We start from the raw sequence: 24774 nt of genomic DNA, 5'->3' as shown, positions 1-24774 counted from the left end.
ACTTAACAATACTACTTGTAGGACTTGGTTTCCACTGCTTTTTATTAAAGTGTAAAGAAAAACTGCGCCATAGCCTTGGCAGGCCATCGCGCAGCGATTTTGTTCAACTGGAATTTTGATAAGAAAAAAAGCAGTCAATCCTAAGACTAACTGCTTTGTGTGTATGGATATGAAATTGTCAAAATTGAAATTCACAATATTAATTGAGAGGCAGAAGCTTCTTCATTTTCACATTCTGCATAATCAATATTTTTTACATTTCTTTGAGTGGCATATTGAACAATTCGTTCTTGAATTATTTCATATATAGTTATTTTCCCACATTCAGGACATATTTTTGCTGGTACATTTGTGGCATGATATATTGTGCCATCATAAACTACATCAGTTTCTGTTGTAATATTTTTTAACCATTTTTTACATTTTTGACATCTAACATAATCGCTCTCTCCTTTAACTCCCGATTTGTTACTCACATGATATCATATTTTTCCTTCAATTACATCCACCTAATTTTAATACACTGCCTGTCGGCTTGCTTCTGTAACCAGCATCCGGTTAATTTTCTCCTGCATTGTTTCCTTTGCATCTTCATTGAAATGATAACGAACAACATAGACTGTCTGCCCGATTTTCTTTGTAAATGTGTTCCCCTCTGTTTTTGTATTCATCATTTTTTCCATAATCATTTTTTCCTTTCCTTTTGGATCCCCGGTAGAAAGTCATTCCATTTGTCTCTGTCAGGACACTATTCTTTAAATCAGGCCCAAAATGGGCACTTCCAGTTTCGCAGGCTACCTATATATAGCCTTTTCATTTTTGCTTGCAAAAAGCCTTGTGATCACAGCACTTTTTTAACGTAAAAAGCGTTTTAATATGATGCAGCCAGCGACAAGAAGCATACCTAACAAATGTCATTGTCTATCACTTCTGTTTTCTCTGCTGATATCGCTCTGGTTAATTCTTAATAATGAGCAAAACAAAAGGCACTAACTTTTTTACGGTTAATGCCCTTTGCTTAGTTATTAAGTTTTTCTTTATAGATTTCTATTCTTTCTGCCTGCCGAACTTTTTGACCTTTTTCTGGCAGTTTTTCAGAAACAATTTTATACCATGATTTATCAAAACCAACTGCTTTAAGAATTGTTGATTTATCCATCTGATCTGGTTGTTTTATAGAAATGTGTAAGCGATCTTGAGGTATTTTCTCTATAATTGTAAACTGGCTTCCTCCTGGTTGCCACGTGAATTTATGCAATCCAGATTCTTTCTCATATCCTTCTAAATTTCCACGTTTATTCCACTTAAACTCATATAACTCAGGATCATATCGAATTGTATCAAATTCGAAAACAAGATAGTCTTTATAATCTTTTGATTTAACCAAAACAACAGTTCTACCCTAACAACAGACGCGGTAAAAAAGGATTACAGCTTTACACTTCTGGAAGCAACCTATCTGGAACGGACCGGTCTCCGCTTTGAGCCATCCGATTATGTTTCCTTTGGTTTGACTGATAAAAATGGACTCCTGACCAATGCCGGAAACTCATGACCGATCAGCACACGTTTTATAACTCCCGTATGTTCTGTACCCGGTGGAATGGCTTGGAAAAAGGCTCTATCTTTGATGATGCGCTGGACGATAAAGAATACGAGGGAAATTTGATTTATTTACTGAACAGCGGCAGTGAATTTATTCGCAATAATTCCAAAGTCCGTTTTGTCAAAAAGGCACAGTATCGTGTAGACAAGCCGGATTATGCTGAACGAGCTGTGACAGAGGCTCTTGTCAATGCGCTTATCCATCGTGATTATATTGTGCTTGGCAGCGAAATCCATATTGATATGTTTGATGATCGGGTGGAAATCACATCTCCGGGCGGTATGTTTGGCGGCGGCTCAATTCAGGAATACGATATTTACAGTATTCGTTCGATGCGACGAAACCCTGTGATTGCTGACCTGTTCCACCGCATGAAGTACATGGAACGCCGTGGAAGTGGTCTGCGCAAAATCGTCAGTGAAACTGAACAGCTGCCCGGATACAAAGAGGCATATAAGCCCGAATTTTCCTCAACAGCGACAGATTTCAAAGTCATCTTGAAAAATGTAAACTACAACTTAGAGGGTGGCGCCCACCAAGTTACCCACCAAGATATTGAACTATCAACGGTGTCCAAACAGATTTTGGCTTTTTGCACAACACCAAAATTCAAGAAAGAGCTTGCAATATTTTGCAGATTCAAAGATTTAAGAAACTTCACTTTGAAGCATATCAATCCGCTTTTAGAATCCGGGCAATTAGAAATGACTATTCCCGATAAACCTAAAAGTCGCAATCAAAAATATATTACAGTTCGTTCCGAATAAACAGAGAAGCAGGACATTGGGTCTCATCTCCCATTGTCCTGCTTCTTTTTATTGCCATACAAGTAAGAAAACCCCGGAAAGCCTTGATTTTCCGGGGTTTTTGAACCATTTTGATATAGTCTGAGCAGTCGATTATCGCTTGCTGAACTGTGGAGCGCGACGAGCTGCTTTGAGACCGTATTTCTTACGCTCTTTCATACGAGGATCACGAGTAAGGAATCCAGCTGCTTTAAGAACTGGTCTGTACTCTTTGTCTGCCTCAAGGAGTGCTCTGGAGATACCATGTCTGATAGCACCAGCCTGTCCTGTGTATCCGCCACCATGTACGTTTACAAGTACGTCAAATTTTCCTTCTGTTTCGGTAGCAGCCAGTGGCTGACGAACGATAACTTTAAGTGTGTCTAATCCAAAATACTCATCAATGTCTCTTTTATTGATAGTGATTTTACCAGTACCTGGGGTAAGGTAAACTCTTGCTACTGATTTTTTTCTTCTTCCTGTTCCGTAGAATTTTGCGCTAGCCAATGTTTTCTACCTCCTAATTAAAATGTTAAAACTTCCGGTTTCTGAGCCGCATGTTTGTGTTCAGGTCCGGCATAAACGAAAAGTTTTGTGTACATTTCTCTTCCTAATGGTCCTTTTGGAAGCATACCTTTAACTGCCAGCTCAACAACTTTCTCAGGTTTCTTAGCCATCATCTCTTTTAATGTAGTCTCTTTCATTCCACCTACATAATCAGAGTGATTGTAGTAGATCTTCTGATCCATTTTCTTTCCTGTAACTTTGATCTTGTCAGCGTTAACAACGATTACATAATCACCTGTGTCAACGTGTGGTGTAAACTGAGGTTTGTTCTTTCCTCTTAAAACGCTTGCTACGCCAGAAGCCAGACGGCCAAGGGTGCAGCCTTCAGCGTCAACTACATACCATTTTCTCTCGATTTTATCTGGATTAGCCATATAAGTCTGCATGGTTTTACCTCCTGTTATTTATCAACGATTGTTTGTATAAATGCGAATTCTCGCATATGTTAGTAATATGGAAACGATGGTGCAATTACTGCGGAAATGTCCGAAACCGCTGATAAATACCGTCGCCGGGGCTATTGGCTAAAGTATCTCGCACTACGTCACATTGAGTTATTATATTATAAGCCTCCGTTTCTGTCAACCACTTTTTCCCCATATTTCCATCTTTTTTTCAAAAAGTTTTCCACATTCTTCCTGGATTGCTGATCAGCTTTTCCACAAAGCCTGCTTGCTGTCTCCACCTTATACACGCCCATCCACAACAGGTGTCTTTTGGAACAACAATTTATACACACTTTAATCAGGCATTTTATAAATTTTCTCTGTCAAGCATTTTTTATAAATTTTCTCTGGTATTTTTCTCCGCAATGTGCTACATTAAAAAGAATGTATTCACAGGATACACAGTAACTATTTTATTTTTTCAGATAACTATTCAGCAAATACTATTCCGCGAGGCATTTTCACTATGAAAGCCCCAGGAGACAGCTGTGGAAGTGCCGCAGGAGGGTTCGCCTTTCTGTGCATCACAAAGCGCGTAACTGTAAGAGAACTGAACAGTTACTTTTATTTGAGGTGAAGTTTTCATGATAACATTTTTATCCCGTTTTTTCATCAAAGATTACAAAGACTACAATTCCCCCCAGGTTCGCCAGTCTTATGGCATGCTCTGCGGAGCTGTTGGAATTGCCTTGAACATTTTTCTTTTTATAGGAAAATGGCTTGCCGGAATCCTAAGCGGCTCTATTGCCATCACGGCGGATGCCTTCAACAACTTATCGGATGCAGGCTCCTCTGTGATCACTCTGGTGGGCTTCAAGCTCTCCGGACAAAAACCGGATACAGAGCATCCCTTTGGACATGGACGCATGGAATATATCTCCGGACTTCTTGTCTCAGTTGCGATTCTGATCATGGGCTTCGAGCTGATCCGCTCCTCCATTGACAAGATCCGCACCCCGGAGCCCATTGAATGCAGCCCGGTTATTATTGCTGTCCTTATTGCATCTATTCTGGTAAAAATATATATGTACTACTATAACCGCACTATCGGTCACAAAATCGACAGTACTGCCATGCAGGCTACAGCCGGAGACAGTTTAAGTGACACAGTTTCCACCAGCCTGGTTCTTCTGGCAACCATCATCAGTCAGCTTACCGGACTGGTGCTGGACGGATGGTTCGGTGTCCTGGTGGGCATTTTTATCTTCTATACCGGAACCACTACAATGAAGGATACCATTGATCCCCTTCTCGGACAAGCCCCGGAGAAAAATTTAGTAGAGGAAATCGAAGAGATCGTTCTTGCCCATCCCCTTGTCCACGGCATGCATGACCTGATTGTCCATGACTACGGTCCAGGCAGACTAATTCTTTCCCTCCACGCTGAGGTTCCCGCCCACGGAGATCTGCTGATTATCCACGATGAGATTGACAACATTGAGCATGAGCTTCAGGACAAACTGAATTGTTCTGCCACCATCCACATTGATCCCATTGTCACAGACAACAAGGAGGTCAATGAAATACGCAGCCAGATTGAAGAAATCACCCGCAATCTGGACCGTCGTCTTTCCATTCACGATTTTCGCATAGTAGAAGGTCCTACCCACACAAACCTGATCTTCGACATAGCGGTTCCTTTCGAATGCAAACTCACCAACGTGGAGATCACAAATCTCCTCAAAGAACGCATCCGCAATATGGATGATGGCAACTATTGTGCGTGATTCAAATCGACAGAGTATATTCATAAAAAATTCTTTTCCCCATACAAAAAGACTGGTTCTTCATGCAGCTGCATGAAAAATCAGTCTTTTTGTTATTTCGTCCGCACTGCGTCCGCTTTGAAGCACCTTTCCTTATCGAATATTCAAATAGACATCCTCTCTCGTATGAAATCCCCCGTCAATGATCACCTTATCCATATTTTCCGCCGTCACCGCTATTGGATCGATTTTATAATAAGGAATGTCATATGTCCCGTCATTGAAGGTTTCTACTGCCTTGTATTCCCCTTCTCCGGAAGTAATATCCTCTCCTTTGCCAAGCGCCACTGCGAACTCAGCCGCCGTATTCGCTTCCTGTTCAATAGGCTTATAGACGGTCATTTCCTGTGTACCTTCCACAATCCTCTGACAAGCTGCCAGATCCGCATCCTGGGCCACCACAGCAACCTTCCCTGCCAGCCGATTCTCCGACAATACCTTCACTGCCTGACTTGCCAGATCATCATTTCCGCACATCACCCCTACAATATCTTTTGTAACTTCCAACCCCTGAGTCACATAGTTTCCGGCCAGCTCTGCCATCCAGTTATCGCAATATCCCGTATAAACCACATTCAGATTACTGTCCTCAATAACCTTATTGAAGCCACGCACAACTTCATCCACATTTCTGTCTGTAGGAGATCCATTGATGGCAAAAATATTTCCTCCCTCCGGGCAAGCCTTGACCAGAGCCTCGCCCATAAGGGTTCCAACCTTTTCATTATCAATGGTAATATACAGATCTGCATTAACATTTTCCACAATGCGGTCATAGCAGATTATATAAATTCCCATTTCCCGTGCTTCCTTCAGCACATCATACAGAGCATTTCCATCAATAGGGATCACCACGATCACATTCATCTTTTTCTTAATGAAATACTCTATCTGGGAAATCTGCTCTTCCACAACACCTCCGGCTACCTGCACATTCACTTCTGCCCCAAGGCTCTGGGCAGTAGAAACAAACATATCCCGGTCCCGCAGCCATCTCTCAATTACAAAAGAGTCAAAGCTAAGCCCGATCTGCAGCTTATCTTCCTCTTTTGCTTCTTCCTTCTGCGACTCCTGAGGCTTACCTCCGCAACCTGCTGCCAATGCAGCTGCCAGGAGCAAAGCCAACGACAAGAGCAGCCAACGACACTTTCTCATTTTCCATACCTCGCTTTATACTCACTTGGAGTCATATCCATCTGCTTCTTAAAAATCCTGCTGAAATAATTGGGATCCGAATAGCCGCTCTGGATTCCCGCTTCCTTTACGCTCACATTTGCATCTACCAAAAGCTCTTTGGCTTTATCGATCCGGACTCTGGTCAGATACTCAATAAAATTCTCTCCAGTCTCCTCCTTAAAAATCTTGCTGAAATAATAAGGACTGATATTCACCTGACTGGACACATCATCCAGAGAAATATCCCTGCTGTAATTTTCCTGAATATAAAGCATGGCCTTCTTTACCGCGGAATTAGACTGATCTTCCTTCTGATCCCGGATTGCCCGGCATACATTTACCATCTTTTCCTGGAACCATTTACGAAGATCCTCATAGGTTGAAAGCGACATGGCAGTATCCAAATAGTCCCTGCGGTAACTAAATCCATAATTGATCGCGCCGCTTTCAAAAGCAATCTTCTCACCCCAGATAATAAACTCCAGTATTTTCAGGCGGATATTATTCATATCCTGTGAATAATGCTCTACCATCCAGTCACAGAAAAAGTTCACCTCCTGGAGCATCCCCTCCTCATTTCCCTCCTCAAGGCAGCGGAACATTCGCTTCTCATCATTGCCTGGAAAAGCCTCGTCATAGACGCCATTCTGGGAAAGATCCTCTATATGTATTACCCTGCTCAGGCTTCCGTTTAATGCCCGGAGTGCTTCGCGGTAAGATCTCTCCAGCTCTTCCATTTCCCATACTCTTCCAATTCCCACACGGAATTTTGCATCCAGTCTGCCCTCAAGCCTTGTCACCAGTTCTCTTGCCTTTTCCACCAGATCGATACGGTCTTCGTAAGGATTCTGGAAAATTTCACAAGGCACTACCACAGGAATACGGTTGGACATAATATTTCCAACCACACAGGGAAAAGCAGACTTCACCACATCCCGGAATTCCGGATAAAAGCTCTGCGCCTTCACATTCATTCCAACCGGGCTTACCAGTCTTCCATTTTCATAGCTTTGTCCAAACTGCACCACCATAACATAGCCCTGGCCATATTCAATATCCAGAAGCTGCTGGTAATAACCTGCTGCTGCCATCTCCTTCTGGAAAAGAAGAGAATTCACATAACCAGATTCTACAACCGGGATAACTGTCTCCAGCTTTTCCTGGATTTTCAACAGATTACTTCTCTGATCACGAACCTTATCCACCTTTGCTGTCGCTTCTTCCACCACAGAAATAATCTTACTTTTCGAAATCGGTTTCGTAAGATACTGTTCCACACCAAGATTGATGGCTTCTTTGGCGTAATCAAATTTGTCATATGCAGAAACTACATAAAACAAGGCGGAATTGTTGAACTTCCGGATTTCCCGCATAGCCTGGATTCCGTTAATTCCAGGCATGTGAATATCCATAAACACAATATCCGGGTGAAAGGTCTCCGCCTTCTCGATTACCGCCCTTCCTGTTTTCGCAGTTTCCACACTGCATTTATCTCCGAATTCAGCCAGAATCACTCCTTTAAAAGCCTCCAGCATAAGTCCTTCATCATCTGCTATCAGAATACGGTACATTTTTTTGCTCCCCTTTATTCAGCCTCTGTCACTGCTCATTGCAGCATACTCCATGCTATCACTTTTTACTCATTCACTGGTCCCTTCAACCTCCACAGGTAAGGTGATATGCACACTGGTTCCAAGTCCAAGACCCTCACTTTCTATGGTAAGAAGATCTTTTTGTTTATAATACAGTTCCAATCTGTCAATTACATTTCCTACTGCTATGCCTGTAGAATAACGATCCTCTCCATTATTTCGTGCTTTCCCTGCCATAACGGATTGAATCATCTCCTGTGTCATTCCGGCGCCATTATCACTGACTGTGATTTCCAGGTCATCCCCATCCTTGTGAATGGACATTCTGATTTTCCCAGTTTCCATACAGTCGTGAATTCCATGCTGCACGGCATTTTCCACCAGAGGCTGCAAAATCATGCTTGGAATCCTGAAATTCCCGATTCCCTCATCCACATCTTTTTCATAATTGATATCTCCGGCAAATCGGACATTTAAAATATAAATATAATTGTCAACTGCATCCACCTCTTCCCAGAGAAGAGCATCATCCTCCATTTTCCGCACATTATATCGGAAAAAGTCTGCCATCTTTTCCAGAAAAACGCCAGTACGCTCTGCATCCTCCAGCATGGCAAGCTGGGCCCCGGCATTCAGACAGTTAAACAGGAAATGAGGATTGATCTGAGCCTGAAGATATTTCAGCTGTGCTTCTTTCAGATGAGTCTCCATAAGAAGCTCCCTCTCCTTCATCTGCGCCTGCTTTTCTATACTTTCACGCTGTTGTTTAATATGAATGCGTATGCTGTCCAGCATCTGATTAAAGCTCCGGGTTACCACGCCAACCTCATCCTCGCAGACAACAGGCAGAATTGGCACATTCAGATTTCCCATGGCAACCTCATGCGCAGTACTGGAAAGCTGGGTCAGCGGCCGGATCATGGATTGCACAAACAGAATGATAATGGCCACACCTACTGCCGCCACAATGAAAATAACCACCAACGCCAGCCGATACAGTACATCCATAGAAGAAAGCAGGAGCTGGTAATTGGAGGAATTCATCCGGAAACGCAGATTATTCAGCTTGTAAATATAAGAATTGATATATTCATAAAGCTGCAGTTCTTTTTCATAAGAAGCCTTGTACTTCTCAATATTTCTGCCTCGCTTGGCTTGAACAGTCTCGCTGGTCTGATTCAGATAGCTTTCTGACATTCTGCGTATATTTTTTTCCAGCATTTTTACTTCATTGTCCACATTCCGGTCATTCAGCTTATCCAGAAGCTCCCGGTAATCCTGCTCATAGCGATAGTAATTTTCCAGAGCCTTGGTTCCCTTTATATTCAGATATTCGTAAACCGTTCCTTCCAGCTTGTTTAAGGTATCCGAGAGATCATTAATCGCTGCATTGCTGGAAAAAACAGCATCAATCCGGTCTACACCGGTATGGATCTGTTCAAAGATAAAAAAATTGATGCATACTACAAACACCATGACAAGGGCCATAACAAAGCTTAATCTTGTCTGTATGGAATTCTGGACGGAAAGGCTTCCTTTTCTCTCTCTCACTTAATCCCCCTCCGTTCTGTAAGTCCCAACATTGCTTCTGGTGATCACATGCTGTCCCACACTGTAATAATTGCTGGTATGTCCCAGGGAGGAAAACTCTTCCAGGGCATTCACGCTGTATCTTCCGATTTCATCCATATCCAGAGCGATAGCTGAAGAAATAATCCCTTTTCTGATACCATCCAGAATTACATCGGAATAATAAAAACCAACTACATCCACATTTCCAACCTGGTTATAGTCAACCAGAGCCTGGTAAACGCACTCTGTCACAACCTCGTCCATGCACACCAGCACATCTGGCAGGTTCTCCTCGCTTACAAAAATATCCCGGACAAATTCCTCTGTATCAAAGCCAGAGCTGCTGTCAATGTTGTATTCTGAAATCGTTACGGTCTGATAATCCTTCTTTTTTTCCTCCAGTTCTTTTTTAATCTGGTAATAGATCAGATTGGTCTCCTGTGTCTTGGACTGGGAATTTGACAAAAGAAGGACCTGCGTATTCTCATGCTCCTTTAAAAGTCCAAGGATCTGTTCCGTGTAAGCATTTCCCAGCTGATAACTATTCAGTCCAACAAAGCTGATTCTGGCACTGGAGGAATCATCTGTCAGCACCGTAACTACCGGAATATCCGCATCTGAGGCCTCCTGGATCAGTTCCTGCTCTTCATCGCTTCCATCAGCTTCCAGAATGATCCCGTCCACCTGGGAGGCAATTCCAATACGCAGATAATCCGCCTGACTATAATTGGAATCGTGCCCGGGCTCGATCAATTCCAGATAAGCATCTGCATCCTTTGCCGCCTGGCTGGCGCTTTCATAGATAGAATCCCACATCAGGGTATTTTCCGCTCCTGCTATCATCAGATAATGTTTTGCGTAGCTGGATGCACCCTCGCCTTCACCAAGATCCACCTGATCCAGTTTTTTCTGGAAATAAATCCAGATTCCAGAGAGAAATAACATACAGCCTACTATAATAAAAAAAACAGTCAATGTGGATTTTTTCATAATTAATAAGTTCCTTTATTGCCCGCGCTTTTGCCTGTAGGCAAACCGCCATTTTATTATAAAATAAATATGCTTTCAAATATCTACAGTTTACCATATTTGCATGCTATATGCAAAAGAAGCCATTGCATTTCTGCAACAGCTCCTTTCTAATTACTTTTTACTGCACTCTCAGCAGTTTTTTTGCAATTATTTAGTTGGATTTTCTGTTAGAGATAACATCAAATACAACTGCGATCAGAAGTACAGCACCTTTTACAACATACTGCCAGGAATCACCGATACCCATGATTGACATACCCATGTTGATAACACCAAGGAGAAGAGCACCGATTACAACACCACCTACAGTACCACTTCCACCGTATGCAGAAGCACCACCGATGAAACAGGAACCGATTGCATCCATCTCGAAGGATGTACCTGTACTACCATTTACAGAACCTACACGTGCTGCGCAGAGAAGACCTGCAAGGCCAGCAAGTAAGCCCATGTTTGTATATGCAATGAAATAAACCTTATTTGTATCGATACCGGAAAGCTGTGTTGCTTTCTCGTTACCGCCGATTGCGTAGAAGTAACGTCCAAACGCTGTCTTGGATGTGATGAAGTTGTAGATCATGCAGATTGCAACTACCCATACAAGCATTACGGAGATACCTTTGTACTGATACAATTTGTAGCAATACCACAGAATAACAACTGCAATCACGGCTGCTCTGCTGTAATCAGAAGCTGCGGTATTCTGACGATAACCTTTTTTCGCTTTGTTTGCTCTGGAACGCATAGTGGAGAAAATAATGTAGCATGCGATCAGAACACCAACGATCAGTGCAGAATATTTCTTTCCATCATCAAGTCCCGGAATGTTAATGTAGGATGTAAATACATTCAGGAAAGATTTGTTCTGGATAGATACTGTCTTATTATCCAGTACCAGACGTCCAAATCCACGGAAAATGAACATGCCGGCAAGTGTTGTGATAAATGGAGGAATTCTCTTATAACCAATCCAGTAGCCCTGCCATACACCAACCAGAAGGCCGATTACCAGGCAAAGGAGAATGGTGATAAATGGATTGAAGCCCTTGCTGCCGATCAGAACAGCTGCAACACCACCAACGAAGCAGATAACAGATCCAACAGAAAGATCGATGTTACCACCAGTTAAGATACAGAGTAACATACCACATGCAAGAACCAGTACGTATCCGTTCTGGAGCATAAGGTTTGACATGTTCTGTGCGAAAAGAAGTCGTCCATCAGTCAGAGCACAGAACAGGATAAATACGATTACAAGTGCAATAACCATCGTATATTTTCTTAAAAAATCCTTGATTTTGGAATTCATAGTGTTTTCCCCTTTCATTATTTCTTCTGATTCTGCATGATATGTGCCATGATGCCTTCCTGAGTTGCTTCTTTCGCATCCAGCTCACCGGCCATCTTGCCTTCATTCATAATGTAAACCCGGTCGCACATACCAAGGATTTCAGGCATTTCAGAGGAAATCATGATTACAGATTTTCCCTGTTCCACCATCTGATTGATCAGACAGTAAATATCATATTTTGCACCTACGTCGATACCACGGGTAGGTTCGTCCAGAATCAAAATATCCGGTTCTGTAAACATCCACTTTCCAAGAAGGGCTTTCTGCTGGTTACCACCAGACAGGTTACCAATACGCTGTTCATTGGAAGGTGTTTTCGTTCCCATTTCTTTTGTCATCTGCTCCGCCAGCTGTACCTCAAGGTCCGTGTTGATAATTCCATTATCACAGACTTTGTTCAGACGGGCAAGAGTTGTATTGAAACGAATGGACTCATCAAGGATCAGTCCGTTTGTCTTACGGTCCTCAGTTACATATGCAAGACCATGCTGGATGGCTGCACGAGGATCTTTCAAATCTACTTTTTCACCCTTTATGTACAATTCTCCGGAAATTGCACTTCCATAGCTCTTACCGAAGATGGACATTGCCAGCTCTGTACGGCCTGCACCCTGCAGTCCTGAGAAACCAACAACCTCACCTTTATGTACTTTAAAGGAAATATTGTCGTCTACTATTTTTTCCGGATACAGAGGATGATGAACCGTCCAGTTCTTTACCTCCAGCATCACTTCTTTACTTACATTATGCTCACGTTTCGGATAACGATCTTCCATAGGACGTCCAACCATTCCTTTGATGATCCTGTCCTCGCTTAAGTCATCCACGCCTTTTGTAAGTGTCTCGATTGTGCTTCCGTCTCGAAGAATGGTACAACGGTCTGCACAGTAAATGATCTCATTCAGTTTGTGTGTGATAATAATAGATGTCAGTCCCTGTTTCTTAAATTCCATAAGCAGGTCCAGAAGCATCTTTGCATCTTCATCATTCAGGGATGAAGTCGGCTCATCCAGGATGAGCAGTTTAACATCTTTTGAAAAAGCTTTCGCAATTTCTACCAGCTGCTGTTTGCCGGTTCCGATATCTTTGATCAGGGTCTGGGCAGATTCATGAAGACCTACCTGAGCCATATGTTTCTCAGCCTCGCTGTATGTTTTATCCCAGTCGATGGCTCCTCTTTTATTTTTGATCTCGTTTCCGAGAAACATGTTTTCACCGATGGAAAGCAGTGGGATCAATGCAAGCTCCTGGTGAATAATAACGATACCTTTTGCCTCGCTGTCATTAAGCTTTTTAAACTTACACTCTTCACCCTCGTAGGTAACCGTTCCAGTATAGCTGCCGTATGGATACTGACCACTTAATACGTTCATCAATGTGGACTTTCCCGCACCGTTCTCACCGATCAGCGCATGAATCTCGCCACGCTGAACTTCAAGGTTAACGTTATCCAAAGCTTTGACACCGGGGAATTCCTTCGTAATGTGTTCCATTACTAAAATATTGTCAGCCAAAATGGCGCCCCCTTTCCCATAAAACAGGCGGGGCTTTTCACCCCGCCCACATTTAAAACTTTATTTTTGATTTGTATGACGTTTTCGTTCAGCCTTTATTAGTTTGCCGGATGAAGATATCCGTCATCGTCCATTGTGTAGTATCCTGGGTCAACCAGTGCTTCCTGAAGGTTGTCTTTTGTTACAACTGTAGGAACCAGAAGGAAGGATGGGCATTTGTTGCCTTCAGATGTCTCATAGGACTCTGTATCATATGCACACTCGAAATCCCAACCAGATTTTTCAATCAGGGACTCATCAACTGTATCACCAGCCAGCATTGCTTTTGCAAGATCAAGTGTTACGACTGCTTCATTAGCAACTGCTTTGTAAACGGTCATGGACTGTTTTCCATCAACGATGTTTGCAAGGTTTGCTTCGTCACCATCCTGTCCTGTGATCAGAACTGTGTTATCACCAGCATAGTCAGACTCGATTGCCTGTGTTACACCAAGTGCTGTGGAGTCGTTGGAGCAAAGAGCTACGTCAAGCTGTGTTCCGTCTGCATAGTAGGATGCCAGAATATTCTGCATTCTTTCAAGTGCTGTCTGGGTATCCCATGCAGGTGTTGCAACAGAATCAAAATCAGTCTGTCCGGAAACTACATTTAAGGTTCCTGCATCAATGTATGGTTTTAATACATCAAATGCACCATTGAAGAAGTATCCGGCATTGTTATCAGCAGGATCACCAGCTGTAAACTCGATATTGTATGTCTTGTCTCCAGCATTGTCCAGATCCAGAGTATCTACTACGTACTGTCCCTGAAGAGTACCTACTGTGTAGTTATCAAAAGAAATATAATAGGAAACAGCGTCGGACTTGATCAGACGGTCATAGGAAATAACTGGGATTCCTGCATCTGCTGCTTCATCCATAACTGTATTAAGAGCCTCGCCATCGATAGCTGCTACAACTAACAGGTTAACTCCGTCGGAAATCAGGTTCTGAATATCGTTTACCTGACGGTCTGTCTCGTTGTCAGAGTATGTAAGCTCTACTTCGTATCCAGCATCTTCGAACTGTTTCTGCAGATAGGAACCATCACGATTCCAACGCTCCAGAGACTGTGTAGGCATTGAAATACCGATTTTTCCGCCAGCTGCTCCGTCTTCTGCCATTACTGGAACTGCAAGTGAACCAACTGCCATTGCTGCTACCATTGCCATTGCTACTTTTCTCTTCATGAAAAAACCTCCCGTATCATTTTTATTTGCTATGTTCTATAGCTTTTTGATGGGATTATAATATCATATCGGTACTCTGTGTAAAATGGACTAATTTTGGATTGCTCTTTCATTTTTTGTGTTATGATATGCACAAAATTGTGCTGGGGTGGACATTTTTGTTGTGAAATTATGCTAGATTGTAATTATGTGCTATTGACATTTTTAATGTGTGAAGTGATATGCCAAAAAGAAGTATTGGAAAGGTGCATCTCGAAAATTTGCTATTTAATATGTTGAAAGTTGTTCAAGGCGGACGCATTCGGACAATGGTTATTGCTCACTCGCTGGAGCAATAACCATTGCCCAAATGCTGTGTACTGGCTGGGACTTATTTATACATAGGAACTTTCAACAGGGGGGGGAGGGAGAGTGACTGGTTTCCCTATACTGTATCGCAAACGAAAGTTTATAGAGATTTTGCCCGAAATTAGCGACTTTTACAATTTCAATGAAGTATTTGCACATTTTAAGGGCTGTTTTGCAAGCAAAAAACTTGACATATTATTTTATGCGCCTTCGATATCCCATTTAGATGGTTGATACTTCGCTGCTTTATTAGTTTTACCTAATCTATCATTGCCAAGAAAGTATCGAGAAACAATCACTCCCACCACCTCCTTGTTAAAAGTTCCTAAACAGCATCAGTTTCAGCCAACACACAGCATTTGGGCAATGTGTATTACTCCAGCGAGCCATTTCAGGCGCGTTCTTAGCGTAAGCGAAATCCAGCGCTTACGTAGACTTATGCGTGAGGGCTCTCCCGAACGCATTAGTCGCAGTTAGCGCTTAGTTTGCTGGAGCGTTGCGCCGGCGAGTGAGTAATACACATTGTCCAAATGCGTCCCTCCTGAAGAACTTTTTAACCATAAAAAAGCCCCTTAGGGATTTTTATTGACTTCCTAAAGAGCTTTCAATATACAATCTTATTAACCTGCCAGGTGAAGGATTCCAATGAGGAATACCCAGCCAAGTCCATAATATGTCACAACAGCAACAAGGTCGTTGACGGTGGTGATCAATGGACCAGAGGCTACGGCTGGGTCTACGCCTACTTTTTTGAAAAACAGAGGGATACAGGTACCTACGGCACTGGAGATCAGCATTGCAAGGAGCAGGGCAACTCCGATGCAGCCGGATACGGCGTATGCAAATACCAAAGTCTTTCCTTTAAATAAGTAAATGTAAAGTCCAATGAGTACAAAGGACAATATACCAAGCAACGCACCATTGCAAAGACCAATCCGCATTTCTTTAAATACAAGTTCCAGCTTCTGCTTGCCGGTGAGGGACTCATCCATCAGGACACGGATGGTAACAGCCAGGGACTGCGTACCGACGTTTCCGGCCATATCCAATATAAGGGACTGGAAGGCCATGATGATGGGAAGCTGGGTAACTACGTTCTCAAAGACACCAACTACAGAGGATACAACCATTCCAAGACCAAGAAGAACGATCAGCCATGGCATACGTTTCTTCATACTCTCTTTCAGCGGCTCCTTCAGATCTTCCTCTGCGGTAAGACCTGCCAGCATGGCGTAATCCTCTCCCATTTCATCATCAACCAGGTCGATGATATTGGAAGATGTGATAACACCTAAAAGGCGGTTGTCATTATCCAGCACGGGGATGGAATCCTCGGAATACGCTTTCAGTTCTTCGATACAGTCGTCAATATCCTCTTCGGCATATACATATGGGTAAGAGGTTGCCACCAGATCTTCCAGGGATTTATCCTGTCTTGCAATGATCAGGTCTTTCAGATCAATGGCTCCGTAAAATTTCTGTGACTCGGTTACCACAAAGATTGTGGAAATATTATCGTTCTTAGCAGCCTGTTCTACAAGGCTGTTCATAGCCTGCTTCACAGTCAGGTTCTCACGAATGATAATGCAATTGGTCGTCATGCGGCTGCCGATTTCATCCTCATCAAAGGAAGCAATCATCTCAATATCGTGGCGGACATCATCGTCCATTAATTCGAACAGCAATTTCTTTTTGGCTTTATCAATCTTATGAAGAACCTCTACAAGGGCATCGGTCTCCATACGTGAAAGAATGGCTGCACCTTTTTTCACATCCATCTCTTTCACATATTCTGCTGCATTATCTGAGTCCGTATACTCAAAAACATCGGACAGCATATTCAGGTCCAGAATACGGTACAGTTTGCAGCGTTCCTGAACAGTCAGCCTCGGCATTGCATCTGCAATGTCATTGGCATGAAAATCTCCCAGCTTATCGCTCATAGCTGCCGGAGAGGTATTACTTCTTACTACAGCCAGAATATCCTGGGTGTAGTCCTGCACTCTTTTCTCCATCCTACTTTCTCCAATCTGACAATAAGACAGTTCACCATTTCCAGGTGTTTATCTTATGTATTTTTGACAGACTTATACAAAGTCCATTTTTACGGACAGTAAAATCCGTATTTAAACAGAATATAAGCGTATAGCTTTTCTGTTCTTTGAGCGTGTTTGAAAAAGGTTTTCTGCAAGATGTACGTCACAATTTGTGGGAGATTTTACCAGAATGAGGGCACCATAGTGGGCTACGGCAACCGAATTCGGGTAAAATATACTGCAAAATGGAGCGCAGATTGCGGAAATGCTTTTTCAAACAGGTTCTAGGGAATATTGGATTCTTCTGAAGAACTCATAGGATAGAAAAAAGAAATGAAACAGTGTTCTTAAGCGCAATGCGCCTTTTACATGAAAAGAAGAACAGAATGTGTGCGATGCTCATCTGTCATTTCGTTTTTCCATCCTATGCAACTACTTCGCCCATGAGAATCGCAACTATCCATTCTGTTCACCTGCCTTTGTTCTTAGATTTTGTGGGAATATATTTTATTCCCACAGGTCATTCTAACTGCTTTTATACAAAAAATCAATTCCTATTTTGCTATTTACCTGATTTTTCACCTGATTTTTTCAAGTTTCTTTCCATTTCTTTACATAGCTGTCATTTTTCTGTGGGCAAATAGAAAAAGAGAGACGGCAAAAGCCGTCTCAAAAGAATCAACACGATATCAATTACAGCAACTGGCGCAATGGTCTTATTATAATTCTTAATACTCCATAGAACAGCTTTTTCTGCCAGTTCAGCACTTTCGTTTCGTACTGTGCTCCTTCGGTCTCCTGTCCGTTTGACAGAACTTCTTTACTTTTTTCTATGTAAGTACCTTCCGTGGACTGAATCTGCTGATTCAGTTCTTTGCTGTCGATAACAAGCATTAATTCCGTATCCAGATAAGCACTTCTCATGTCCAAGTTATGGGATCCGACGACAGAAAGTCGGTCATCAAGCAGAACAGCTTTTGTGTGAACTGGAACCTCGTTCATCAGCTCATAGACATCGGCACCGGTATTCAGAATTTTCTTTTTCTGATTCAGGTAGTCGGTGCATCCCCAGGGGTTGGAGCCTTTTTCTACTGCGTTAAGAATGATCTTTAACTGGGCATGGGACGCGATCTCATTTAAAGTGTCGTACATGTATCCGTTGCAGATCACATATGGGGTCTGGATCGTTACATTTTCTGCGTTCTGCGCCAGATAGCGGATTGTCTGAAGTACCAGGGGCGTCTTGGGACCTGCATGGGTTCCGTTGTTGACAAGCGTAATTTTATTCGCCGGAATGGTATCCTCCTGCCAGGAGCTGTAATCTTCAATATCGGTATATTTTTCTTTTAGGGAAGCGTAACGCATTTCTAAAGACTGGTACTGTTTTTCGTACTTTGAAAGCTTTTCCTCTGTCTCGTCTGTTATCTCATTTTCAGCATTCGATTTTCCATTCACAATATCAGAGTTTTTCAAATTACTTTCTGAACCCTCACTGTCGTCTGCTGCTTCTTCTAACACAGAAATTTCCGAACTATTCTTTTTTCTTCCCCCCTTTATTTTTACGCAACCTTCATTCCAAATCTGCTGAAAATATGCTTCCAGGTCCTGCAAGGATTCACCCTTGCCGTTTGTTGTACCGCATACCAGAATATCCCGATCCACATTGATATCTGTGGTATAATCTCCAAGGAAAATATCATTGCTGTTGCGGCCACCAAGCAGATACATTTTGTCATCCACAATCACATATTTATCATGCATACGGTAATTGAGCTTAAATAAGCCAACCGGGCTCACCGGGTTGTAAACACCTACCTCCACATTTTCCCGCGACGCAAGTGCCTGAAATTCCTTGCTTCCATTCAAGAACAACTGCTGGTAAATTCCGTCAATTAAGAGCTTGATTTCCACACCTTTTTCAGCAGCGTGATCCAATGCTGCAAGAAGATCTGTTCCGCTTTCATCTGCCCGCAGATCAAAGGTTGCCAGAACAATACTCTTCTTCGCTGCTCCAATCATCCGCAGTCTCCACAAAAGTGCCTCTTCATTGTCATCAATACAGCGGATCCGTTCGCCCCCTGGCGTATCGGAAGTAAATTCTGTCTGTTTCAGCGTTTCCGCAAATTTTTCATCTGGCTTCCTGCAATACAGCGGCGCAAAAACATTTACCAGTACTACAATAAGTAAAAACCATAAAAATATATTCCGTATTCGTTTTAGATTTTTCTTTATCGTTATACACCCTTTCTAAAATCAACATTCCCACAAATATTTCTTCAAATCTACACAACCATTTTCTTTCAGAGTAACTCCTTCCCCTTTCAGCAGCCACTCCTGCTCTGTCCACCCCGGTGCCAGCCTCCCCATATGGTTCACCACCCGATGGCAGGGAAACTTCCCATAGTTCTCTGCATGTGACAACACTCCCGCCACCAATCTGGAATTCTTCTCCCGCCCGATCAGCTTCGCGATCTGTCCATAGGTTGCCACTCTCCCCGCCGGAATTTCCTCCACCACGGAAAGAATCTCATAGGCAAGATCATCGTTTAATTTGGAGATATTTTCTTTGCGTTTGTTTGTTTTCAGTAAATCTGAAAAGGGATCGTCAATCATAACTTTTGTCACCTACTTTTATTCATTTCTATTTTGCCATGTAGTATTACAACTGCTAGAGCCTGTTTGAAAAAACATTGTAAGTTGTTCATTTTAACCAAATTAATATTGAAGCGATACATATAAATCCCAAGAAAGTTGAAGCCAGCTTATCATAGCGGGTGGCAATTCGACGATATGCTTTCAATTTGAGAAAATAATTTTCTACCAAATGTCTCTCTTTGTAAAGCCACCAATCGCAATGGCGTTCAAATTTAGCACCTTTTCTAGAAGGAATCGTTGGTTCTCCTCCATGGGCATAGATATAATCAATTAGATTGTTACAGTCGTATCCACGATCTGCCAATACATTACTTCCATTGGGATTGACATGATCCAGCAAAGGGATTGCGTAATTGATATCGTTACGCTGCCCTTCACTGATCATAAAATAAACCGGATAACCGTATGCATCTACAACTGCATGGATTTTTGTGCTGGCTCCACCACGGCTGTGTCCGATTTCGTTTGGTGGCCCCCTTTTTTTGCTCCAGCACTATGCTGATGAGCTTTGACAATAGAAGCGTCAATTGACAGTTCTGTTAATTCGGCTTCTAAGCTTAAAACACGAAAAATATTATCAAGGGTGCCGTCTTCAATCCATTTACGGAAATGGGAATAAACAGTTTGCCAGGAACCATAACGTTCTGGAAGGTCTCACCATGGAGCTCCGCTACGAGCAATCCAAACAATTCCTTTCAGAATTGTCCGGCTGCACTTTTGGGGGCGTCCCTGTTTTCCGGAATTTTCAGGCGGCAGTAATGGAGCTATACAGTTCCATTCTTCATCAGTTAATTCGTATCGTCTCAACATAATTAACACCCCTTTTTCTTTATTCTAACATGAAAATGGGTATTAGAATATATGTTTTGTGCAACTTTTATTTTTCAAACAGGCTCTAGCGTAGGCGTAATCGACAGGGAAAATTATGTTGTACACATTTGGACAATTTGAATATAAGACTCCCTCGTAAATCAAAATGCCATCACACCGACTACTCCAAGTGTGATGCATATGCCTTCTTTCTGTATTTTCCTACTTGATTTACGGATGGGTAATTGAATGTTCCCGCCGGGGTATCACAGATACTGGCTAAACTTTATCTTTTCCTTATTCGGTCCCTTAATTGTGAAAAATCTGACTCCGTTTTCCCAGAATGGTAAAAAATGGATCGTATCCCTGGTGGTATTTAAACCAGCATGGTTGATCAGTTCATATACTTTTTCGATGTCTTTTACATCAATTGCAACGTGATCTATAGCGCCTGATTCCATTTTAGCAGCTTTATTCTCATATGTCTCAATTACCAGATTATTCAGCTTGAGGAATGCAACTTTCTCATTTGCTTCCTCGTTGACAGTTTGCAAAGCGACCTCAAATCCAAGCCTTCTATAAAATTCAACGGTTGTTTCTATATCATTTGTAGGAATTCCCACATGCTGAATTCCATTTAACTGCTTCCTTAACATTATTTCTCCTCTTTTTTTTTCTCATATAACAGCCCGGCTTCAGCCAGTTTTTCTAAAATCCACCTCTTTTCCTCTTCCGTCTCAACTGGAATCTGCAATTCTCCATATGCAAAATCCGGCAGGCTTAAGACTCCAAGCATGGATTTCGCGTCCACAATATAGCGTCCATAACAAAGATCCACATCGCAGGAAATTGATTCTGCAATACTGACCAATTTACTTGCATTCTGCATAGTTCCCAATGTTACTTTTATTTTCATCGCTTTCACGCTCCTACGCAAACAGACTAATCACAATAGCACAGACCAGACCTGTAATTCCAATAATGGTTTCCATCATGGTCCAGGATTTCAAAGTCGTTTTCTCATCAATCTCAAGAAGGGAACTGACCAGCCAGAAGCCTGAATCATTTACATGACTGAAAGCAGTTGCTCCTCCGTTGATGGCACAGACCATGGCAGCCAGATAAAGTGGTGACAGTCCTGCTACTCCAGGCATAGCGGCCATGATTCCAGCTGCCATTGTCATGGCTACCACAGCAGCTCCAACAGACGAGCGGATCAGTGCTGCAATGAGAAAAGCAATCAATACTAACGGAAGTCCGCTTTTTCCAAGGGCTGGTCCAATAATATTTCCCATTCCGCAGTCCTGAAGCACCCAGCGGACAATTCCGCCGCCAGTAATTACCAGTAGGATTTGTCCTGTAGGGCGCAGGGAACGGTCCAGAATTTTCTTTAACTGCTCTCCATCATATCCCTGTTTTTTTCCAAGGAAGTACATGGCACACAACACAGCAATGATCAGCGCTACAAATGGAGTTCCCAGAAATTCCAGCACTGGTCTCGCCGGAGCAATACCAGGAATATAAGTTGAAAGTGTGTTACACAAAATCAGTACCAATGGTACAAGGATAATACATAACACTGTAGAAAACTTCGGAAGATTTCCTTCTTCGGCTTCCCAAACTTCCTGAATATTTGAAGGAAGTCCTGCATCAATTTTACTTCCGATAAATTTTGACCATAAAATACCTGCAAAAATCAGTGACAAAATTCCAACAGGCACACCTACTGCGATCATAATGCCAAGATCCACGTTCAGCATATTTGCCACCAGGACAGAGCCTGCTGATGGCGGAATAAATGCAAAGCCTGTGGCAAGTCCAGCCAGAAGAGGGATCACATAATATAAAGTAGATTTCTTTGTCTTTTTTGCAAGTCCGAATGCCAGTGGAATGAGAATCACCACGCCAGCCTCAAAGAATACGGTTGTACCAACTACCAGCCCTGTGATTCCCAATGCAATTCCAGATTTTTTCTCACCGAATTTATTGATCAAAGTCTGGGCAACACATTGTGCACCTCCTGATACTTCCAGGATTCCTCCAAACAAAGAGCCAAGTCCAATTAATAGGATAATTCCCTGCAAGGTATCCCCCGCACCTTTTTCCACTGTACTTACCAGGGTTGGAACCGGCATTCCGGCTCCAAGCCCAATAACCAATGCTGAAATCAGCAGTGATAAAATCGGATGAATCTTAAATTTAATGATAAGAAGCAGAAGCAATATAATTCCTGTCCCTGCCGCGATCAGCAGTCTGGCTGACTCTGCCACAAATACCGGTTCTGTCATTTTGTATTTCCTCCCCAAATTTCTCATTCAATAGTCTACAATTAAACAGATAACAACACCCGCATTTTTGCTATCCTATATTCGGGACTTATCAGCATAGTGCATCCCAGATAAATTTATTACGCTGTAACATATTTATGAATTGTAGCTCTCACAGCTCCCGGCCCTGCGATCATTTCCCTGAACATGTTCTCAATCTTCTCTCCCACACCAGCTTTGTAAAGATCTATGAAAAACAGGCGCTCGTTAGAAAGGATCGGTTTCAGCTGATTCTTAAAAGTCTCAGGCTTTCCAATAACAATATCCTTTAACTGTTCCTGGAGTTCCTCATTCATCGGATCTGGTGCCAGTTCATATTTATTCCCTGCATCATCCACTGCCAGCATATATCTTAACCAGCCAGCGATTCCAAGAGGAATTGCTGTGAGCTTAGATGCATTCCCGAATCTCTTCACATATGCTTTACAGTCTCTCCAAAACGGATTCCAACCATCTGGGATACATCCACAGCAAGACGAAGGTTGGTATCGCCAAGGTATTCATTTGGGAACGATCGTTAAAAAGCTCATCCACAAATGCCTGTGGGGAAAGGATTCCAGGATCAGCAGCTACCGGAAGTCCCTCACTATAGGCTACCATACGTGCCATTTTCATCATGTCTTCATTTGTATTCAGCATATGGGCAAAAAGGTCATATCCAAGAACCACGCCAAGAGGACCAGTTGCAGAATGAACCGGATTCAGACATACCGTTACTTTCATTCTCTCAGAAAGATTTACTGTATTTCTGTCTGCCATGTATACGCCGAAGCCTTTTTCCAGAGCAGGACGTCCATTGGGGAAGCTGTCCTCGATTACAAGATACTGTGGTTTCTCAGCATTTACAAATGGTGCAATATATGTTTTCTTGCTTGTGATAACAGGCTGCATGCTTTCTACGCCAAGCTTCTCAAGGTCAGCTGCAATCTGCTCACTGGGACGAGGTGTGATCTTATCGATCATGGTCCATGGGAAAGCAACCACTTTCTCATCACTTACATAGCTTATAAATCCATCATCTACAAATCCGGCTTTCTTCCATTCTTCTGTCATAGTCAGCACAGACTCACGAAGCTTCGCACCATTCTGGGAGCAATTGTCCATGGATACAAGAGCGATCGGATATTCGCCTGCTTTATATCTCTCGTAGAGCATTGCCACCAGAACTGCCATGCACCTGTGGCCTTATCCGGACCATTCTGGATATCAGCCTGTACAAATGGGAACCAGGTTCCGTCAGCTTTATGTAATGCATATCCTTTTTCCGTGATGGTAAAGGATACCATCTGAAGGGATTTACTGGTAAAAATTTCTTTCAGACGGTTCCACTGAGCCAGTTCTGAAGACTGAGCCTTTACAGCTTCTGCCAGAGCGCCCAAAACCTTATATTCACGGGTTCCGTCTCCATGAAGGATTACATTTAATCCAAGATTGTCATATGGTTCATAAATCTTATCCACTACATCATAGTCAAAGGTCTCCACACAGGTAATTCCTCTGTCCAGAATTTCGTCTTCCAGAAGTCCGTCTGCAATACCACCGATAAATACACGGAAAATATTGCCGATTCCAAAATGTACCCATACTGGAGCTTCTTTCGCTTTGGCAGATATTTTCTCCACATCATAACCTGGAAGCTGAATTCCTGCATTTTCCCATGCTTCATGCTCTTTGATTCCGTTTAATGTTAATTTCATGTTCTGTTCCTCCCTAATTTTCTTATTGTACAGATCTGATTCTCAATCCCAATCTGTTTTGTTGTTCTTTATGTTTCTTTTTGTTTTAACTTATGTGTATGTCTTAATTGTAAGTCGAGTATATATCTTTTCTTTTCAAAAATCCATTGACAGAAATTCTAATTTTTGTTTCTAATTTTTGTATGGTTTTACCAGTAATTTTCTGCTTATTGCTTTTTTAACTGTTCTATACTAAAATGCAAGTAAGACTTAACATTATCTAATAAAG

24 protein-coding genes and 2 pseudogenes are annotated in these 24774 nt (G+C 42.3%); 2 read left to right on the top strand and 24 right to left on the bottom strand.

The features are described from left to right. Positions 1 to 191 precede the first annotated feature (191 nt). From DW904_RS11170 to DW904_RS11160, 3 genes are all read right to left on the bottom strand, one after another. Positions 192 to 476: a YgiT-type zinc finger protein gene (locus DW904_RS11170; protein WP_118580492.1), complete on the bottom strand. Its 285-nt coding sequence runs from the start codon at positions 474 to 476 to the stop codon at positions 192 to 194. A gap of 39 nt (positions 477 to 515) precedes the next feature. Next, positions 516 to 674 (bottom strand): transposon-encoded TnpW family protein, encoded by a 159-nt coding sequence (locus DW904_RS11165; RefSeq protein ID WP_334291744.1) that lies wholly within the window; start codon positions 672 to 674, stop codon positions 516 to 518. Positions 675 to 1018: 344 nt separating this feature from the next. Continuing rightward, positions 1019 to 1387: a hypothetical protein gene (locus DW904_RS11160; protein ID WP_226815322.1), complete on the bottom strand. Its 369-nt coding sequence runs from the start codon at positions 1385 to 1387 to the stop codon at positions 1019 to 1021. Positions 1388 to 1399: 12 nt separating this feature from the next. On the opposite strand from DW904_RS11160, the pseudogene DW904_RS11155 reads away from it, so the two are divergent. Next, positions 1400 to 2373 (top strand): annotated as a pseudogene (locus DW904_RS11155) (ATP-binding protein); the annotation flags it as partial. 132 nt (positions 2374 to 2505) lie between these two features. On the opposite strand, the gene rpsI reads toward DW904_RS11155, so the two are convergent. Beyond that, on the bottom strand, positions 2506 to 2898 hold the full coding sequence (gene rpsI, locus DW904_RS11150; RefSeq protein WP_118580486.1) for a 30S ribosomal protein S9: 393 nt from the start codon (positions 2896 to 2898) through the stop codon (positions 2506 to 2508). 17 nt (positions 2899 to 2915) lie between these two features. Beyond that, a complete protein-coding gene (gene rplM, locus DW904_RS11145) occupies positions 2916 to 3344 on the bottom strand; it encodes a 50S ribosomal protein L13 (RefSeq protein ID WP_117853326.1) in 429 nt (142 codons plus the stop codon). A 644-nt stretch (positions 3345 to 3988) separates the two neighbouring features. Between rplM and DW904_RS11140 the strand changes: the two genes are divergently transcribed. Next, complete coding sequence (locus DW904_RS11140) at positions 3989 to 5131, top strand: cation diffusion facilitator family transporter (RefSeq protein WP_118580483.1); 1143 nt, start codon at positions 3989 to 3991, stop codon at positions 5129 to 5131. Positions 5132 to 5263: 132 nt separating this feature from the next. On the opposite strand, the gene DW904_RS11135 is transcribed toward DW904_RS11140, so the two are convergent. From DW904_RS11135 to DW904_RS25525, 19 genes and pseudogenes are all read right to left on the bottom strand, one after another. Further along, on the bottom strand, positions 5264 to 6325 hold the full coding sequence (locus DW904_RS11135; RefSeq protein WP_118580480.1) for a substrate-binding domain-containing protein: 1062 nt from the start codon (positions 6323 to 6325) through the stop codon (positions 5264 to 5266). Next, the gene (locus DW904_RS11130; RefSeq protein ID WP_118580477.1) at positions 6322 to 7917 is read right to left on the bottom strand and encodes a response regulator; all 1596 of its coding nucleotides are present in this window, start codon (positions 7915 to 7917) and stop codon (positions 6322 to 6324) included. The genes DW904_RS11135 and DW904_RS11130 overlap by 4 nt, the downstream gene beginning before the upstream one ends. Before the next feature lie 69 nt (positions 7918 to 7986). Next, positions 7987 to 9489, bottom strand: coding sequence for a histidine kinase (locus DW904_RS11125; protein ID WP_118580474.1), 1503 nt, complete (start codon positions 9487 to 9489; stop codon positions 7987 to 7989). Next, complete coding sequence (locus tag DW904_RS11120) at positions 9490 to 10500, bottom strand: substrate-binding domain-containing protein (RefSeq protein WP_118580471.1); 1011 nt, start codon at positions 10498 to 10500, stop codon at positions 9490 to 9492. It abuts the gene before it with no gap. A 193-nt stretch (positions 10501 to 10693) separates the two neighbouring features. After that, positions 10694 to 11851, bottom strand: coding sequence for a sugar ABC transporter permease (locus DW904_RS11115; RefSeq protein ID WP_118580516.1), 1158 nt, complete (start codon positions 11849 to 11851; stop codon positions 10694 to 10696). A gap of 17 nt (positions 11852 to 11868) precedes the next feature. Continuing rightward, on the bottom strand, positions 11869 to 13407 hold the full coding sequence (locus DW904_RS11110; protein ID WP_118580468.1) for a sugar ABC transporter ATP-binding protein: 1539 nt from the start codon (positions 13405 to 13407) through the stop codon (positions 11869 to 11871). 98 nt (positions 13408 to 13505) lie between these two features. Next, on the bottom strand, positions 13506 to 14633 hold the full coding sequence (locus tag DW904_RS11105) for a sugar-binding protein (protein ID WP_118580466.1): 1128 nt from the start codon (positions 14631 to 14633) through the stop codon (positions 13506 to 13508). Positions 14634 to 15601: 968 nt separating this feature from the next. Beyond that, a complete protein-coding gene (mgtE, locus tag DW904_RS11100; protein ID WP_118580463.1) occupies positions 15602 to 16996 on the bottom strand; it encodes a magnesium transporter in 1395 nt (464 codons plus the stop codon). Between the two features lie 111 nt (positions 16997 to 17107). Beyond that, entirely contained in the window at positions 17108 to 17254 is a 147-nt protein-coding gene (locus tag DW904_RS25545) for a DUF6783 domain-containing protein (RefSeq protein ID WP_334285712.1), read from the bottom strand. Between the two features lie 456 nt (positions 17255 to 17710). After that, entirely contained in the window at positions 17711 to 19036 is a 1326-nt protein-coding gene (locus tag DW904_RS23945; RefSeq protein WP_243110395.1) for a phospholipase D family protein, read from the bottom strand. A gap of 234 nt (positions 19037 to 19270) precedes the next feature. After that, entirely contained in the window at positions 19271 to 19576 is a 306-nt protein-coding gene (locus DW904_RS11085) for an MGMT family protein (RefSeq protein WP_118580512.1), read from the bottom strand. Between the two features lie 142 nt (positions 19577 to 19718). Continuing rightward, entirely contained in the window at positions 19719 to 20099 is a 381-nt protein-coding gene (locus DW904_RS23940) for an IS5 family transposase (protein WP_243110396.1), read from the bottom strand. Further along, positions 20084 to 20482, bottom strand: a pseudogene (locus tag DW904_RS25540) (IS5 family transposase). The gene DW904_RS23940 and the pseudogene DW904_RS25540 overlap by 16 nt, the downstream one beginning before the upstream one ends. Positions 20483 to 20748: 266 nt before the next feature. Then, on the bottom strand, positions 20749 to 21138 hold the full coding sequence (locus DW904_RS11075) for a VOC family protein (RefSeq protein ID WP_118580460.1): 390 nt from the start codon (positions 21136 to 21138) through the stop codon (positions 20749 to 20751). After that, a complete protein-coding gene (locus DW904_RS11070) occupies positions 21138 to 21398 on the bottom strand; it encodes an HPr family phosphocarrier protein (protein ID WP_118580457.1) in 261 nt (86 codons plus the stop codon). The genes DW904_RS11075 and DW904_RS11070 overlap by 1 nt, the downstream gene beginning before the upstream one ends. 13 nt (positions 21399 to 21411) lie before the next feature. After that, positions 21412 to 22770 (bottom strand): gluconate:H+ symporter, encoded by a 1359-nt coding sequence (locus DW904_RS11065; protein ID WP_118580454.1) that lies wholly within the window; start codon positions 22768 to 22770, stop codon positions 21412 to 21414. A gap of 119 nt (positions 22771 to 22889) precedes the next feature. Then, positions 22890 to 23225: a hypothetical protein gene (locus DW904_RS25535; protein WP_347562125.1), complete on the bottom strand. Its 336-nt coding sequence runs from the start codon at positions 23223 to 23225 to the stop codon at positions 22890 to 22892. 7 nt (positions 23226 to 23232) lie between these two features. Further along, positions 23233 to 23982: a hypothetical protein gene (locus DW904_RS25530; protein WP_347562124.1), complete on the bottom strand. Its 750-nt coding sequence runs from the start codon at positions 23980 to 23982 to the stop codon at positions 23233 to 23235. Next, entirely contained in the window at positions 23865 to 24506 is a 642-nt protein-coding gene (locus tag DW904_RS25525; RefSeq protein WP_347562123.1) for a hypothetical protein, read from the bottom strand. Before DW904_RS25525 ends, DW904_RS25530 begins: the two co-directional genes overlap by 118 nt. Positions 24507 to 24774 lie beyond the last annotated feature (268 nt).

This window comes from Ruminococcus sp. AM42-11, assembly GCF_003480145.1.
Taxonomy (GTDB): Bacteria; Bacillota; Clostridia; order Lachnospirales; family Lachnospiraceae; genus Blautia_A; species Blautia_A faecis.
Note: the sequence above shows the minus strand (reverse complement) of the source record. Positions and strands in the feature narration are given on the sequence as shown.

Coding starts and splice junctions, on each gene's coding strand:
- DW904_RS11120 (WP_118580471.1), bottom strand. CDS start 10,500: ATGAAAAAATCCACATTGACTGTTTTTTTTATTATAGTAGGCTGTATG.
- DW904_RS11065 (WP_118580454.1), bottom strand. CDS start 22,770: ATGACAGAACCGGTATTTGTGGCAGAGTCAGCCAGACTGCTGATCGCG.
- mgtE (WP_118580463.1), bottom strand. CDS start 16,996: ATGGAGAAAAGAGTGCAGGACTACACCCAGGATATTCTGGCTGTAGTA.
- DW904_RS11140 (WP_118580483.1), top strand. CDS start 3,989: ATGATAACATTTTTATCCCGTTTTTTCATCAAAGATTACAAAGACTAC.
- rplM (WP_117853326.1), bottom strand. CDS start 3,344: ATGCAGACTTATATGGCTAATCCAGATAAAATCGAGAGAAAATGGTAT.
- DW904_RS11075 (WP_118580460.1), bottom strand. CDS start 21,138: ATGTTAAGGAAGCAGTTAAATGGAATTCAGCATGTGGGAATTCCTACA.
- DW904_RS25530 (WP_347562124.1), bottom strand. CDS start 23,982: ATGGCAGTTCTGGTGGCAATGCTCTACGAGAGATATAAAGCAGGCGAA.
- DW904_RS11130 (WP_118580477.1), bottom strand. CDS start 7,917: ATGTACCGTATTCTGATAGCAGATGATGAAGGACTTATGCTGGAGGCT.
- DW904_RS11135 (WP_118580480.1), bottom strand. CDS start 6,325: ATGAGAAAGTGTCGTTGGCTGCTCTTGTCGTTGGCTTTGCTCCTGGCA.
- DW904_RS11070 (WP_118580457.1), bottom strand. CDS start 21,398: ATGAAAATAAAAGTAACATTGGGAACTATGCAGAATGCAAGTAAATTG.
- DW904_RS25525 (WP_347562123.1), bottom strand. CDS start 24,506: ATGAAATTAACATTAAACGGAATCAAAGAGCATGAAGCATGGGAAAAT.
- DW904_RS23945 (WP_243110395.1), bottom strand. CDS start 19,036: ATGATTGGAGCAGCGAAGAAGAGTATTGTTCTGGCAACCTTTGATCTG.
- DW904_RS11105 (WP_118580466.1), bottom strand. CDS start 14,633: ATGAAGAGAAAAGTAGCAATGGCAATGGTAGCAGCAATGGCAGTTGGT.
- DW904_RS11115 (WP_118580516.1), bottom strand. CDS start 11,851: ATGAATTCCAAAATCAAGGATTTTTTAAGAAAATATACGATGGTTATT.
- DW904_RS11165 (WP_334291744.1), bottom strand. CDS start 674: ATGATGAATACAAAAACAGAGGGGAACACATTTACAAAGAAAATCGGG.